6 protein-coding genes, 2 tRNA genes and 1 rRNA gene are annotated in these 13,732 nt (G+C 62.7%); 3 read left to right on the top strand and 6 right to left on the bottom strand.

The features are described 5' to 3' along the window. Nucleotides 1–418 precede the first annotated feature (418 nt). The 3 genes from FNL56_RS04575 to FNL56_RS04565 all read right to left on the bottom strand — a co-directional run bounded on the left by FNL56_RS04575 (nucleotide 419) and on the right by FNL56_RS04565 (nucleotide 2,338). A tRNA-Ala gene (locus FNL56_RS04575) sits at nucleotides 419–494 on the bottom strand. A gap of 66 nt (nucleotides 495–560) precedes the next feature. Next, a tRNA-Ile gene (locus FNL56_RS04570) sits at nucleotides 561–637 on the bottom strand. A 214-nt stretch (nucleotides 638–851) separates the two neighbouring features. Further along, nucleotides 852–2,338 (bottom strand): 16S ribosomal RNA (locus FNL56_RS04565). Nucleotides 2,339–3,148: 810 nt separating this feature from the next. Here FNL56_RS04565 and FNL56_RS04560 point away from each other — a divergent pair. Next, the gene (locus tag FNL56_RS04560; RefSeq protein WP_143571797.1) at nucleotides 3,149–5,269 is read left to right on the top strand and encodes a M23 family metallopeptidase; all 2,121 of its coding nucleotides are present in this window, start codon (nucleotides 3,149–3,151) and stop codon (nucleotides 5,267–5,269) included. A gap of 13 nt (nucleotides 5,270–5,282) precedes the next feature. Here the strand turns inward: FNL56_RS04560 and chrA are convergent, their stop codons facing one another. Then, complete coding sequence (chrA, locus tag FNL56_RS04555) at nucleotides 5,283–6,677, bottom strand: chromate efflux transporter (RefSeq protein ID WP_143571796.1); 1,395 nt, start codon at nucleotides 6,675–6,677, stop codon at nucleotides 5,283–5,285. Between the two features lie 177 nt (nucleotides 6,678–6,854). Here chrA and FNL56_RS04550 point away from each other — a divergent pair, with 177 nt between their 5' ends. Next, the gene (locus FNL56_RS04550) at nucleotides 6,855–9,284 is read left to right on the top strand and encodes a hypothetical protein (protein ID WP_246661620.1); all 2,430 of its coding nucleotides are present in this window, start codon (nucleotides 6,855–6,857) and stop codon (nucleotides 9,282–9,284) included. 6 nt (nucleotides 9,285–9,290) lie between these two features. Here FNL56_RS04550 and FNL56_RS04545 read toward each other — a convergent pair whose 3' ends face one another. Next, nucleotides 9,291–9,980: an NAD-dependent dehydratase gene (locus FNL56_RS04545; RefSeq protein WP_246660856.1), complete on the bottom strand. Its 690-nt coding sequence runs from the start codon at nucleotides 9,978–9,980 to the stop codon at nucleotides 9,291–9,293. A gap of 44 nt (nucleotides 9,981–10,024) precedes the next feature. After that, complete coding sequence (clpB, locus tag FNL56_RS04540) at nucleotides 10,025–12,661, bottom strand: ATP-dependent chaperone ClpB (protein WP_143571795.1); 2,637 nt, start codon at nucleotides 12,659–12,661, stop codon at nucleotides 10,025–10,027. A 223-nt stretch (nucleotides 12,662–12,884) separates the two neighbouring features. On the opposite strand from clpB, the gene FNL56_RS04535 reads away from it, so the two are divergent. Then, nucleotides 12,885–13,670 (top strand): MOSC domain-containing protein, encoded by a 786-nt coding sequence (locus tag FNL56_RS04535; RefSeq protein WP_143571794.1) that lies wholly within the window; start codon nucleotides 12,885–12,887, stop codon nucleotides 13,668–13,670. Nucleotides 13,671–13,732 lie beyond the last annotated feature (62 nt).

The following is a 13,732-nucleotide window of genomic DNA, read 5'->3' as shown; positions in this document are numbered from 1 at the left end:
AGTCCGAAGACTTCACACGCAAAACCGCACGCCGGACGGTCAAGCCCAGCGCACTTCATGCAGCGGATATGATTAGAAAGACCAGCTTGCTTCGTAAGATCGAACCGGCAACGAGGCGGTCAAGCTTCGTTGGAAAAGATATGCGCCACGGAAGCGATGCAAGCAAAGCGTTCGTAGTCATGATCTTGGAGATTACACAATGATCTCAGGCAGATTGCTCTGCGTGGATCCTGTTCGGATCGATCTCCTCTTTACGATGTCAGAAATCCCGCGAGCGACATCCCGAAGGATATCACAAGCGAAGTGATGTTATCGCGGACCTCAAACGACTGCTGCACCGATGGCGCTAGTCGTGAACACACAATGAAGAAAGGTGAATTGGTCTGGCTAATCTCGTTGCCATCCATCAGAAAGTTTCTGGTGGAGGCAGACGGGATCGAACCGACGACCTCATGCTTGCAAAGCACGCGCTCTCCCAGCTGAGCTATGCCCCCGTTCCAGAAAACACGAAGCCTGACCAGCCGATTGAACGTCATCTCGTCTCGCGCAAAGGCAAAACGTGGTGGGCCTGGGAAGACTTGAACTTCCGACCTCACGCTTATCAAGCGCGCGCTCTAACCAACTGAGCTACAAGCCCTAACTACTAAAGGGCATATACTCGGAATTCCCAATCGACACCTTTCGGCATCAGCTGAGAACGTCACAAGCACGCCCCAGCGTGTGTTCGTCCGCGAAGAAAGAGAAACGAAGACGGCGGTGTCCCGCCTATGCAGCCTAACAACCGAGATTGTTGGCCACTGATGTTTCAAAAGAGGATCGATAGTGACAAGTCACTGAAGATCCATCCTTAGAAAGGAGGTGATCCAGCCGCAGGTTCCCCTACGGCTACCTTGTTACGACTTCACCCCAGTCGCTGACCCTACCGTGGTCAGCTGCCCCCTTGCGGTTAGCGCACTGCCTTCAGGTAGAACCAACTCCCATGGTGTGACGGGCGGTGTGTACAAGGCCCGGGAACGTATTCACCGTGGCATGCTGATCCACGATTACTAGCGATTCCAACTTCATGGGCTCGAGTTGCAGAGCCCAATCCGAACTGAGACGGCTTTTTGAGATTTGCGAGGGGTTGCCCCTTAGCGTCCCATTGTCACCGCCATTGTAGCACGTGTGTAGCCCAGCCCGTAAGGGCCATGAGGACTTGACGTCATCCCCACCTTCCTCGCGGCTTATCACCGGCAGTCTCCCTAGAGTGCTCAACTAAATGGTAGCAACTAAGGACGGGGGTTGCGCTCGTTGCGGGACTTAACCCAACATCTCACGACACGAGCTGACGACAGCCATGCAGCACCTGTGCTCTATGCCCCGAAGGGAAGGTTCCATCTCTGGTACCGATCATAGACATGTCAAGGGCTGGTAAGGTTCTGCGCGTTGCGTCGAATTAAACCACATGCTCCACCGCTTGTGCGGGCCCCCGTCAATTCCTTTGAGTTTTAATCTTGCGACCGTACTCCCCAGGCGGAATGCTTAAAGCGTTAGCTGCGCCACTAGTGAGTAAACCCACTAACGGCTGGCATTCATCGTTTACGGCGTGGACTACCAGGGTATCTAATCCTGTTTGCTCCCCACGCTTTCGTGCCTCAGCGTCAGTAATGGGCCAGTGAGCCGCCTTCGCCACTGGTGTTCTTGCGAATATCTACGAATTTCACCTCTACACTCGCAGTTCCACTCACCTCTCCCATACTCAAGACTTTCAGTATCAAAGGCAGTTCTGGAGTTGAGCTCCAGGATTTCACCTCTGACTTAAAAACCCGCCTACGCACCCTTTACGCCCAGTGATTCCGAGCAACGCTAGCCCCCTTCGTATTACCGCGGCTGCTGGCACGAAGTTAGCCGGGGCTTATTCTTACGGTACCGTCATTATCTTCCCGTACAAAAGAGCTTTACAACCCTAAGGCCTTCATCACTCACGCGGCATGGCTGGATCAGGCTTGCGCCCATTGTCCAATATTCCCCACTGCTGCCTCCCGTAGGAGTTTGGGCCGTGTCTCAGTCCCAATGTGGCTGATCATCCTCTCAGACCAGCTACTGATCGTCGCCTTGGTGCGCCTTTACCACACCAACTAGCTAATCAGACGCGGGCCAATCTCTCGGCGATAAATCTTTCCCCGTAAGGGCTTATCCGGTATTAGCACAAGTTTCCCTGTGTTGTTCCGAACCAAGAGGTATGTTCCCACGCGTTACTCACCCGTCTGCCACTGACATATTGCTATGCCCGTTCGACTTGCATGTGTTAAGCCTGCCGCCAGCGTTCGCTCTGAGCCAGGATCAAACTCTCAAGTTGGACTTGAACTTTGAACCGGCTGATCACATCGTATTGACGAGGTCCCACCATACTTGGTCAATCAAGCCGAAGCTCGATCAACCTGCCGTCCGCGCTTCACAGCGCAAACAACGATGGTGTAACCTTTGTATCAAAACGTGTACCGCCGAAGTCTTTCGTCCGGCCTCAATCCCAAAACACCAACTTGCGTCGAATGCTTCCTGATCAAGGCCCGCAAGGACTCCGCCGTCCACGTTTCTCTTTCTTCATCTAAACTTGTCAAACAACCCGATGCGCGAAGCATCGCCCTCCCCGTAAGGGAGAAATTTCGTCAGGCACTTCTACTTAAAGAAGACCGGCTCCCATCGGACGACAAATCAACCGACACCTATCGGCTGCTAAGTCACTCACCTTGATGAGGAGCACCAGAGGCATGAAAGCTTGCCTGGACCCGTGGGCCCCGGCGCCGCCGCGCTCAGTGGCCGGTTTATAGGCCCTCCTACTCGGATCTGTCAACGGCAATCGTCAGAAAAACGTCATCGCATTTCGGTACCCTGCCGGACGCCGAAAAGCTGAGGTTTTTCAGGGCATGCGCCGTATAAGAGCCACATTGCTCCGGCGTTCTGGCGGCAAGTCGGGCGAAAAAACTTCGCAGTCCCGCAAAGTTTTTGGGGATTGCAGCAAGGTTTCGAGCCGGACGCTCTCCTGACGGTCCACTTCGGCCGCTCGCCGGCGAGATCGGCGGGCAGCAGGCGGGATACAGCGTGAGATTTTGCAGCATTGACGTCCGGCGTGAGCGCCAGCATTTTGGCGCGACGTGTTTGGGCATCGATGCGAAGTTCTGGGGAAGTCTCTTCGCATGATGATGGAATTTGGGGGGACGCCGGTTTGAGCGCTGGGACGTCACGCGGCGGCAACTACAATCGCGAGACCGGGGTGATCGACCTCGGCCACGAGCCGCCGCTATCCGTCGATGGCTCGGAAGCCGCCGTCATCGACCGCCGCCGCGTCTCCGTCCAATGGTTCAGCGGCACGATCCTCACGGGTCTTTGCGGCGCAGCTCTGATCGGCGGCGCCGTTTTTGCGTCGCTGGACGGCGAAATGACATTCGCCAAATTGCCGGAGCGCGCCGAGGGCGCGCTGCGCGGCGCCTTTGGCGGCAATGACAAGATGGCCAGCCTGCACAAGAGCGACCGGCTGCCGCCGCCCAGCGAATCCAGCGCGGCGCGCCAGGTGCTGCGGGTCTCCACTGTCACGCGCGTCGGCAATCGCGACGTGATGCGGGTGCGGCCCTACATCCGGATATCCGGCAATCTGTCGATGGCGACCTCCGACCTCTCCGCCAAGATCCCGCCCTTCAATGCGCAGCGCATGCTGACCGATGTCGGCACCGCCGCAGTCGCCACCCCCGATGATGCGGCCGCCAACCCGGAGGCGGTGGAACCCGACGCCGAGGTTTCGTTCGTCACCCGCGATCTCGCGCAGGTGCTGCCAAAGGCCAAGCTCGGCGCCTCTGTGGCGATCGATGAAGTGTTGATGCGGGTGCGCGACGCGTCGAACTGGCGCGGCAATTCCGGCGTTCGCTATACCCTCGCCAGCGCCACCGGCGATATCGGCGCGCAGCCGGACATGAAGATGGCCTATGCCACCGAAGGCAGCACGGCCGACCCCTATGCCGGCTTCGAGACAAGGGTGATCCCGGAAAACGTCACACAGATGCCGAAGACCAAGGACCAGGTCACCGGCGGCAACCCGATCGGCGAACGCATCCATATCGTCAAGAAGGGCGATACGGTGCTGACGATTCTGCGCGACCAAGGCGCGACACCGGAAGACGCCAAGGCCATCGCCTATACGCTCGGCCCGCGCGGTCGTGACGGAGGCCTCCGCGAAGGCCAGAAACTGCGTATCCTGATGGCGCCCTCCGGCTACGGGCAGCGGCTGCAGCCCTACCGCGTCATCGTCGCCAATGAATCCACCATCGAGGCGGTGGCCGCCTTGTCGGACCTTGGCAAATATGTCGCTGTCGACGTATCCAGCATGAACACCGTGGCGGAGGCCCCCACCGCCGCCGATGACGACGATGACGATGACGGCACCGGGGTGCGGCTCTACCAGAGCGTCTACGAGACCGCGATGCGCAACAAGGTGCCGGCCACCGTCATCGAGGACATGATCCGGATCTACTCCTACGACGTCGATTTCCAGCGCAAGGTTCAGCCCGGCGACTCGTTCGACGTATTTTTTGCCGGAGAGGACGAAGGCGCCACCATTACCGAGAAGACCGAGGTGCTGTTTGCCTCGCTCACCGTCGGCGGCGAGACCAAGAAATACTACCGCTTCCAGACCCCCGACGATGCGATCGTCGATTACTATGACGAGACCGGCAAGAGCGCGAAGAAGTTCCTGGTGCGCAAGCCCGTCAACAACGCCATCATGCGCTCCGGCTTCGGCAGCCGCCGCCATCCCATCCTCGGCTATGTCAAAATGCACACCGGCGTCGACTGGGCGTCGCCCTATGGCACGCCGATCTTCGCCTCCGGCAACGGCGTGGTCGAGACCGCCGGCTGGGAAGGCGGCTACGGCAAATTCGTCAAGCTCAAGCACAATAACGGCTACGAGACCGCCTATGGCCATATGTCGGCCTTCGCCAAGGGTCTGGAGCCCGGCAAGCGGGTCCGCCAGGGCCAGGTGATCGGCTTCGTCGGCTCGACCGGCGCCTCGACCGGCGCGCATGTGCATTATGAAATCCTGGTCAACGGCCGCTTCGTCGATCCGATGCGGGTGAAACTGCCGCGCGGGCGCTCGCTCGAGGGCACGCTGATGGCCGGCTTCGAGAAAGAGCGCGACCGGCTCGATGCGCAGATGAACATGCGCGGCAATGGCGCCCGGGTCTCGGACGCCGCAGGAACGGTTCCTGCCGCACCGGTGCGGCAGACCAGCAACCGCTGATCGCCGACGCGCTTCAGATAAGCCCCGCCAGATAGAGCAGCACGCCGGCGCCGCAGCACGCGGCGAGCACGGTGAGCATGCCCATCCGGAAGCGGAAAATGGCAACTGCCGCGGCCAGCGATAGCAGCAGGGCGGCGGGATCGACGCTCGAAAACACCGGCATCTCGAATGACAGCCCGAACGACCGGACCGGCACCGCTTCGCGAAAAACCGTATGGATGGCGAACCAGATCGACAGGTTCAGAATCACGCCGACCACAGCGGCGGTGATCGCCGACAACGCGCCGGCCAGCACCTTGTTGCCGCGCATCGATTCGATGAAGGGCGCGCCGAGGAAAATCCATAGGAAGCATGGCGCGAACGTCACCCAGGTCGCCAGCAATCCGCCGAGGGTGCCAGCCAGCATCGGTGACAGCTGGCCGGGATCGCGGAACGCCGCCATGAAGCCCACGAATTGCAGCACCATGATCAGGGGTCCCGGCGTGGTCTCGGCCATGCCGAGTCCATCCAGCATCTCGCGCGGCTGCAGCCAGTGACAGTGCTCGACCGCCTGCTGCGCCACATAGGCCAGCACGGCATAGGCGCCGCCAAACGTCACCATCGCCATCTTGCTGAAGAACAATGCGATCTGGCTGAACACATTGGCCTCGCCATAGAGCACCAGCAGCGCGACCACCGGCGTGAGCCATAGCAACAGCCAGACCGCGCTGACCTTCAAGGCACGGGACAGGTTTGGCCGGACGTGGTCGGGCACTTCGTCGCTCATCAGGCTGTCGATCACCGCCCCCGATGGCACGACCCCATGGCCGACAACGGCGAATTCCGGACGTCCAGCGCGCGCGCCGACATAGCCGATCAGGCCGGCGCTGACGATGATCATTGGAAACGGCGCATCGAAGAAGAAAATGGCGACGAAGGCGATGGCTGCGAGGCCAATCATGACGCCATTGCGCAGCGCGCGCCGGCCGAGGCGCACCACGGCCTGGATGACGATCGCCAGCACCGCCGCCTTGAGGCCGAAAAAGATCGCCGCGACGATGCCGACGTGGCCAAACCCTGCATAGATATAGCTGAGGCCCATGATGGCGATGACGCCGGGCAGGATGAACAGCCCGCCAGCCATGACACCGCCGGCCGTACGATGCAGCAGCCAGCCGATATAGGTAGCGAGCTGCTGCGCCTCCGGGCCAGGCAGCAGCATGCAGTAGTTCAGCGCGTGCAGGAACCGGCTGTCGGAGATCCAGCGTTTCTCGTCGACCAGGATGCGATGCATCACGGCGATCTGCCCCGCCGGGCCGCCGAAGCTGAGCAGCGCGATCTTCATCCAGACCCGAAACGCTTCGCTGAAGCTGACGCCGTGGGTGGGTGGGACCGCATCGGAGGTCGAAGCGGCGGGCAGATCGGTCATGGAAACGTCCTTTGGCAGGGCGATATCTTTACCCCCAGGCGGCGACTGTCACGATAAATGGTACCGTAGGGCAACAGGGCACAAACCACCCGCCTCGGTAAATCGGTTGTTAGGTACTTTGGTGCAGGCTGGAAAGATTGCCGCAAAGCGGCGCCCTGCCCTTCCGGGAGCGATGCCTTGCCAATCCTTCTCCGCGCTCAGAGCCGCTTTGGCGTAGCGATTTTCGTGTTGGCCGCAGCCACGCTCGCCTACCAGATCCTGATCACCCGCTTCTTCAGCGTGATGCTGTATTATCACTTTGCCTTCGCGGCGATCTCGCTGGCCATGCTCGGGCTGACGCGCGGCGCGATGACGGTCTACGACCAGCCTGAGAAATATTCACCGGAGCGCGTCGGGGTGGAATTCGCCCGCCACGCCGCAAATTTCGCGATCAGCAGCGTCGGCGCCATGATTGCCTTCCTCTGCGTCCCGCTGGTGGTGCCGGCCGACGCCGTGGCGATCGCGCTGGCCGTCGTCGCCTTCGCCTTCGTCATGCCGTTCACCGAAAGCGGCGTCTGCATCACGCTGTTGCTGACCCGCCTGCCCTATGGCGGCGGCTGGCTCTATGCCTCCGATCTTTCCGGCGCCGCGCTTGGCTGCCTCGGCGTGATCTTCGTGCTGTTGCTGATCGATCCGGTCAGCGCGACGCTGTGGATCGGCGCCTTCGCCGCGGGCGCCGGCTGGATGGTCGCGCGCCCCGAAGGCGACGCCCGGGCGCGGCGCTTCAGCGGTGCCGTGGCGCTCGCGCTGGCCGGCGCGGCGGCGCTGCATACCGGGTTGGCTGCCTCCGGTCACAGCCATCTCGGCGTGTTCTGGGCCAAGGGCGAAGCGCAGACCGGGACGCTGTTCGAGCGCTGGAACACCTATTCCCGCGTCCGGGTCACCGGCGAGGGCGAGAGCACGCCGGCCGGTTGGGGCATGTCGCGCGCGCCGCAGGGCAAGATCGAGCAGAAGCGCCTCGACATCGACGCCGACGCCGCCACCGTCATTACGCGGTTCGACGGCGACCTCGCCAAGCTTTCCTACCTGCAGGACGACGTCATCAACGGCGCCTATCTGGTGCAGCCGCCGAAGGCCGTCGCCGTGGTCGGCGTCGGCGGCGGACGCGACGTGCTGTCCGCTTTGTATTTCGGCGCTAAAAGCATCCGCGGCATCGAGATCAATCCGGCGATCTTCGAGGTGCTGACCGACAAGTTCGCGGATTTTTCCGGCCATCTCGACCGCCAGCCCGGCGTGGCGCTGGTCAATGCCGAGGCCCGCAGCTACATCAACCACTCCCCGGAACGCTACGACCTCGTGCAGATCTCGCTGATCGACACCTGGGCCGCCACCGCGGCCGGCGGGCTGACGCTGACAGAAAACCGGCTCTACACCGTGGAGGCGTGGGGAGATTTCTATCGCGCGCTGAACCCCGGCGGCATGTTGTCGGTATCGCGCTGGTACGAGCCGAACGGCCACCGCGGCGAGTTCTACCGGCTGGTCGCGATCGCAGCGGAGGCGCTGCAGCGCAAGGGCGTGCCGGCTGCGGAACTGTCCAGACATGTGATCGCGCTGAACGTCGGCGGCATCGTCAACGTCATCAGCCGCCCCGACGCCTTCACCGCGGCTGAGTGGCAGAGCGCGCGCCAAAGGCTCACGGCGCAGGGCTTTACCATCCTGCTCGGGCCGGACGTCGCGTTCGACATCGTTACCACGACCATGCTGTCCGGAAAGGCCGACAGAGCGTTCTTCGACTCGCTGCCGGAAAACGTCGCGCCCTCGACCGACGATAATCCGTTCTTCTTCTACACCTCGCGGCTTGGCCTGGACACCTTCTCGTCCGGCAAATTCGCGCACGCCAGTTCGGCGGTCTCGACCACGCTGGCGCTGGTGCTGGCGGGATTGCTGGCCTGCGTGGCCTATATCGTGCTGCCCTACCTGCGCGCCGCCCGGACGATGCCGTTATCGACGCTGACGCCGCCGGTCGCGTATTTCAGCGCGATCGGCATGGGCTTCATGCTGATCGAGATCTCGCAGATGCAGCGGCTGATGGTGTTCCTCGGCCACCCTGTCTACGGGCTCGGCGTCGTACTATTCACCATCCTGCTGTTCGGCGGCATCGGCAGCGTCACCGTCGGCGCCAATCCACCGCGGCCGGGCGCCGTGATCGCGCGCGTGGTCGCTCTGCTGGCCGCGTTGGTCGCCGCCGGCCTGTTGACGCCCTGGGTCAGCGACTTCGCCAAGTCCGCGACCACCGAGATCCGCATCGTCGTGTCCATCTTTCTGCTGGCGCCCCCGGCGTTCTGCATGGGCATGATGTTCCCGCTTGGCCTCAGCATCTGGCGACGCCACGCGGATCTCCTGCCGTTCTTCTGGAGCGCCAACGGCATCACCTCGATGCTCGCCTCCGCGCTAGGCATGGCGCTGTCGATCGAGTTCGGCATTGCCAAGACTTATGCTTTGGGCACGTGCTTCTACGCGGTGTGCGCGGTGATGATCCTGGTGAGTTGGAAGTCGAATCGACTGATCACGTCGGTGCCGGAAAAGCCGGAAGAAGCGGCAGCGGTGGTTGCTCCGACAACGCCTTGACGACGCTTAATCGCCGGAAAGCCGCTCGGCCTCGACGATGTAAATGCCAGGAGTTCCCTCAATTGCCCCATCTATCAAAGCATCGGCGATCGCCGTCGCGGGGCTGATGCGGTAGCGTCGCGGCAGCAGCGGCCCGAGCATGCCAAGCACGACAGACGCGATGCGCTCAGCGGCGCGAAATTCATTGCGCTCGCCGCCGATCAGGCCTGGCCGAACGATCGTCAATGACGGGAATGCCAGCGCCTGCAAGTCGCGCTCCACCTCGCCCTTGGTGCGTGGATAGAGCAAGCGCGACGATGCATCCGCCCCCATGGAGGAATTGAGCGCGAAGCGGGTCGCCCCGTGCTCGCGCACCAGCCGCGCGACGGCGAGCGGGAAATCGTGATCGACCTGGCGAAAGGCCGCATCCGACCCGGCCTTGGCGCGCGTCGTGCCCAACGTGCAGATCGCGCCATCCACCGTCCACCATGCGGCGTCGACGGGGAGTTGCGCAAAGTCGACGATGGGGTTCTCCAGCTTCGTATGGGCCGCGAGCGGATGTCGCGTCGGCGCAATCACGGCCTCGATCCGGTCGTCAGCCAGCAGTCTCGTCAGCACGGTGGCGCCGACAAGACCGGTCGCTCCTACCAACAGAATTCGCATGAACGTATCGTCCTCGTCTGCGCTGCGCCGTCGCCGCCGGAAATTGTGGATCATGCGCTACGGGGCCGCAACGGCAAGCGTGCGGCCCCGTGTTTCACTCAGTTCAGCATCCGCTTTGCCGGCCGCTCGAACGGCTCGGTGTCGGCGGTATGAGGCGGCTGGCCGTTGAAGGTCAGCGCGCCGCCTTCGGTCGAGATGTCCACGTCGTCGCCGTCCTTGACGTCGCCGGCCAAAATCATCTCGGCCAAGGGATCCTGTACGTGGCGCTGGATCACCCGCTTCAAGGGACGTGCGCCGTAGGCGGGGTCCCAGCCCTTTTCAGCCAGCCAGTCGCGGGCCGCGGGATCGAGCGCGAGCTCGATCTTGCGGTCCTTGAGCAGGCTCTGCAGCCGCGCGAACTGGATCTCGACGATGCGGCCCATCTCGCTCTTCTGCAGCCGGTGGAACAGGATGATCTCGTCGACACGGTTTAGGAATTCGGGCCGGAAATGCCCGCGCACCTGCCCCATGACAAGATCGCGCACTTCGGACGTGTCCTCGCCTTCCGGCTGATTGACCAGGAATTCGGAGCCGAGGTTCGAGGTCATGATGATCAGCGTGTTGCGGAAGTCGACGGTGCGGCCCTGGCCGTCGGTCAGGCGGCCGTCGTCGAGTACCTGCAGCAGCACGTTAAAGACGTCGGGATGCGCTTTCTCTATCTCGTCGAACAGCACGACCTGATAGGGCCTGCGCCGCACGGCTTCGGTGAGTGCGCCGCCCTCGTCATAGCCGACATAGCCCGGAGGCGCGCCGATCAGGCGGGAGACCGAGTGCTTCTCCATATATTCGGACATGTCGAGCCGCACCATCGCGGTATCGTCGTCGAACAGATACGACGCCAGCGCCTTTGTCAGTTCGGTCTTGCCGACGCCGGTCGGCCCCAAGAACATGAACGAACCCATCGGCCGGTTCGGGTCCTGCAGCCCGGCGCGCGAACGGCGCACCGCGGTCGCGACCGCATGCACGGCCTCGGCCTGGCCGACGACGCGTTCGGCCAGCGACTCCTCCATCCGCAGCAGCTTGTCTTTCTCGCCTTCCAGCATCTTGTTGACTGGCACGCCTGTCCAGCGAGAGACCACCTCGGCGATGTGGTTGGCGGTGACCGCCTCTTCCATCATCTCGCCGTGGTTTTCCTGCGCCTCGGTATCCGCCAGCTTCTTTTCCAGCTCCGGAATCCGGCCATAGGCCAGCTCACCGGCGCGCTGATATTCGCCGCGGCGCTGGGCATCGGCGAGTTCCAGCCGCAGCGCTTCCAGCTCGCTCTTCAGCTTCTGGGCGTTGGACAGCTTGTTCTTCTCGGCCGACCAGCGCTGCGTCAGCGCGGCCGACTTCTCCTCGAGTTCGGCCAGTTCCTTCGACAGCGTCTCCAGCCGGCTCTTCGAGCCCTGGTCGGTCTCCTTGCGCAAAGCCTCCTGCTCGATCTTGAGCCGGATGATCTCGCGGTCCATCGAATCCAGCTCTTCGGGCTTGGAATCGACCTGCATCTTCAGCCGCGCCGAGGCCTCGTCCATCAGGTCGATGGCCTTATCGGGCAGGAAGCGGTCGGTGATGTAGCGGTTGGATAGCGTGACGGCCGCGACCAGCGCGGAATCCGTGATGCGGACGCCGTGGTGCTGCTCGTACTTGTCCTTCAACCCACGCAGGATCGACACGGTGTCTTCCACCGTCGGCTCGGCGACGAAGATCGGCTGGAACCGGCGCGCCAATGCGGCGTCCTTTTCCACATGCTTGCGATATTCGTCGAGCGTGGTGGCGCCGATGCAATGCAGCTCGCCGCGCGCCAGCGCCGGTTTCAAGAGGTTGGACGCGTCCATCGCGCCCTCGCCCTTGCCGGCGCCGATCAGCTGATGCATCTCGTCGATGAACAGGATGATGCCGCCTTCGGCGGAGGTCACTTCCTGCAGCACGGCCTTCAGCCGCTCCTCGAATTCGCCGCGATACTTTGCGCCGGCAATGAGGGCGCCGAGATCGAGCGACAGCAGCTTCTTGTCCTTGATGCTGTCCGGCACGTCGCCGTTCAGGATGCGCAGCGCCAGACCCTCGACGATCGCGGTCTTGCCGACGCCGGGCTCGCCGATCAGCACGGGATTGTTCTTGGTGCGGCGGGACAGGACCTGGATGGTGCGGCGGATCTCCTCGTCGCGGCCGATCACCGGGTCGAGCTTGCCGTCGCGCGCCGCCTGGGTCAGGTCGCGGGCATATTTCTTCAGCGCATCATAGGCGTTTTCGGCCGTCGCGGAGTCCGCGGTGCGGCCCTTGCGAAGCGCATTGATCGATGCGTTGAGGTTCTGCGGCGTGACGCCGCCTTTGGCGAGCAGGCTGCCGGCCTCGGACTCCTTGTCGAGCGCGAGCGCGAGCAGCAGCCGCTCCACCGTGACAAAGCTGTCGCCGGCCTTCTCGGCTGCCTGTTCGGAGGCTTCCAGCGCGCGTGCCGTCGCCGGTGCCAGATAGACCTGACCGGCCCCTGCCCCTGACACTTTCGGCATCTTGCCGAGTTCGGCCTCGGTCGCCTGCAGAATCGAGCGCGAATTGCCGCCGGCGCGGTCGATCAGACCGCCGGCCAGCCCCTCGCTGTCGTCGAGCAGGACTTTCAGGATGTGCAGCGGCGAGAATTGCTGGTGGCCCTCGCGCACGGCCAGGGATTGTGCCGACTGGATGAAGCCGCGCACGCGTTCGGTGTATTTTTCGATGTTCATGGTTCGATGTCCCTCGGCCTGCCATTTTCGCCCCGAAGGCACGAAAGAGGCATCTTCACTGGGTTTCCGCGGCTCCGCATTGACAGTCGTCAACCGGACACGGTCGTCGCCGGTCTAAAACCCGGTTTGATGCAAATATGGGCAGCTTTGGCTGGAGCGGAAGAGAGCGGCAGAAAATTTTGGCCAATCTGGTGCGCCCGGCGAAATTCGCTTAAATCAGGCGATGCCTGAAAATCATCCCGCCTCCGTCGCCAACCTGTATCGCTACCCCGTCAAGGGCCTGACGCCCGAACAGCTTTCCGAAGTGACGCTGTCGGTCGGCCAGCCCCTGCCAGGCGACCGGCGCTATGCGATCGAGAACGGGCCGAGCGGGTTCGACCCGGCGGCGCCGCAATATTTTCCCAAGACGAAGTTTCTGATGCTGATGCGCAACGAGCGGCTGGCCGGCTTGCGCACCCATTATGACGACGCCAGCCATGTGCTGACGATCCGCGAGAATGGCGAGGAGACGGCGCGCGGCCATCTCGACAGCGCCGAAGGGCGCACGGCCATCGAGCAGTTCTTCGCTGCGAACTTTGCCGACGATCTGCGTGGGCCGCCGAAAATCCTGTTCGCCGACGGGCACAGCTTTTCCGACGTCGCCAGGAAGGTGGTGTCGATCATCAACCTCGCCAGCGTGGCCGCGCTGGAAGGCGAGATCGGGCAGTCCGTGCACCCGCTGCGGTTTCGCGGCAATCTCCATGTCGCGGGTTGGCCGGCATGGCATGAATTCGAGCTGATGGACCAGGTGCTGTCGATCGGCGGGGCCCGGCTGAAGATCGTCAAGCGCATCGTGCGCTGTGCCGCCACCAACGTCGATCCCGACACCGCGGCGCGCGATCTCACGATCCCCGCGACGTTGCAGAAGACCTATGGCCACGCCGATCTCGGCGTCTATGCCGAGGTGATCGGCGGCGGCGTGGTCGCCGCTGGCGATACAATTGAAGTGGAAGCGCCGACCTTCCTGTAGCCCGGATGACAATCCGGGGCCGGCCGATCCACAACGCCGGCCCCGGATTGCGTCACCGCGCC

This window comes from Tardiphaga sp. vice304 (genome assembly GCF_007018905.1).
GTDB lineage: Bacteria > Pseudomonadota > Alphaproteobacteria > Rhizobiales > Xanthobacteraceae > Tardiphaga.
The sequence above is the reverse complement of the archived record's forward strand: the minus strand, read 5'-3'. Positions and strand labels throughout refer to the sequence as shown.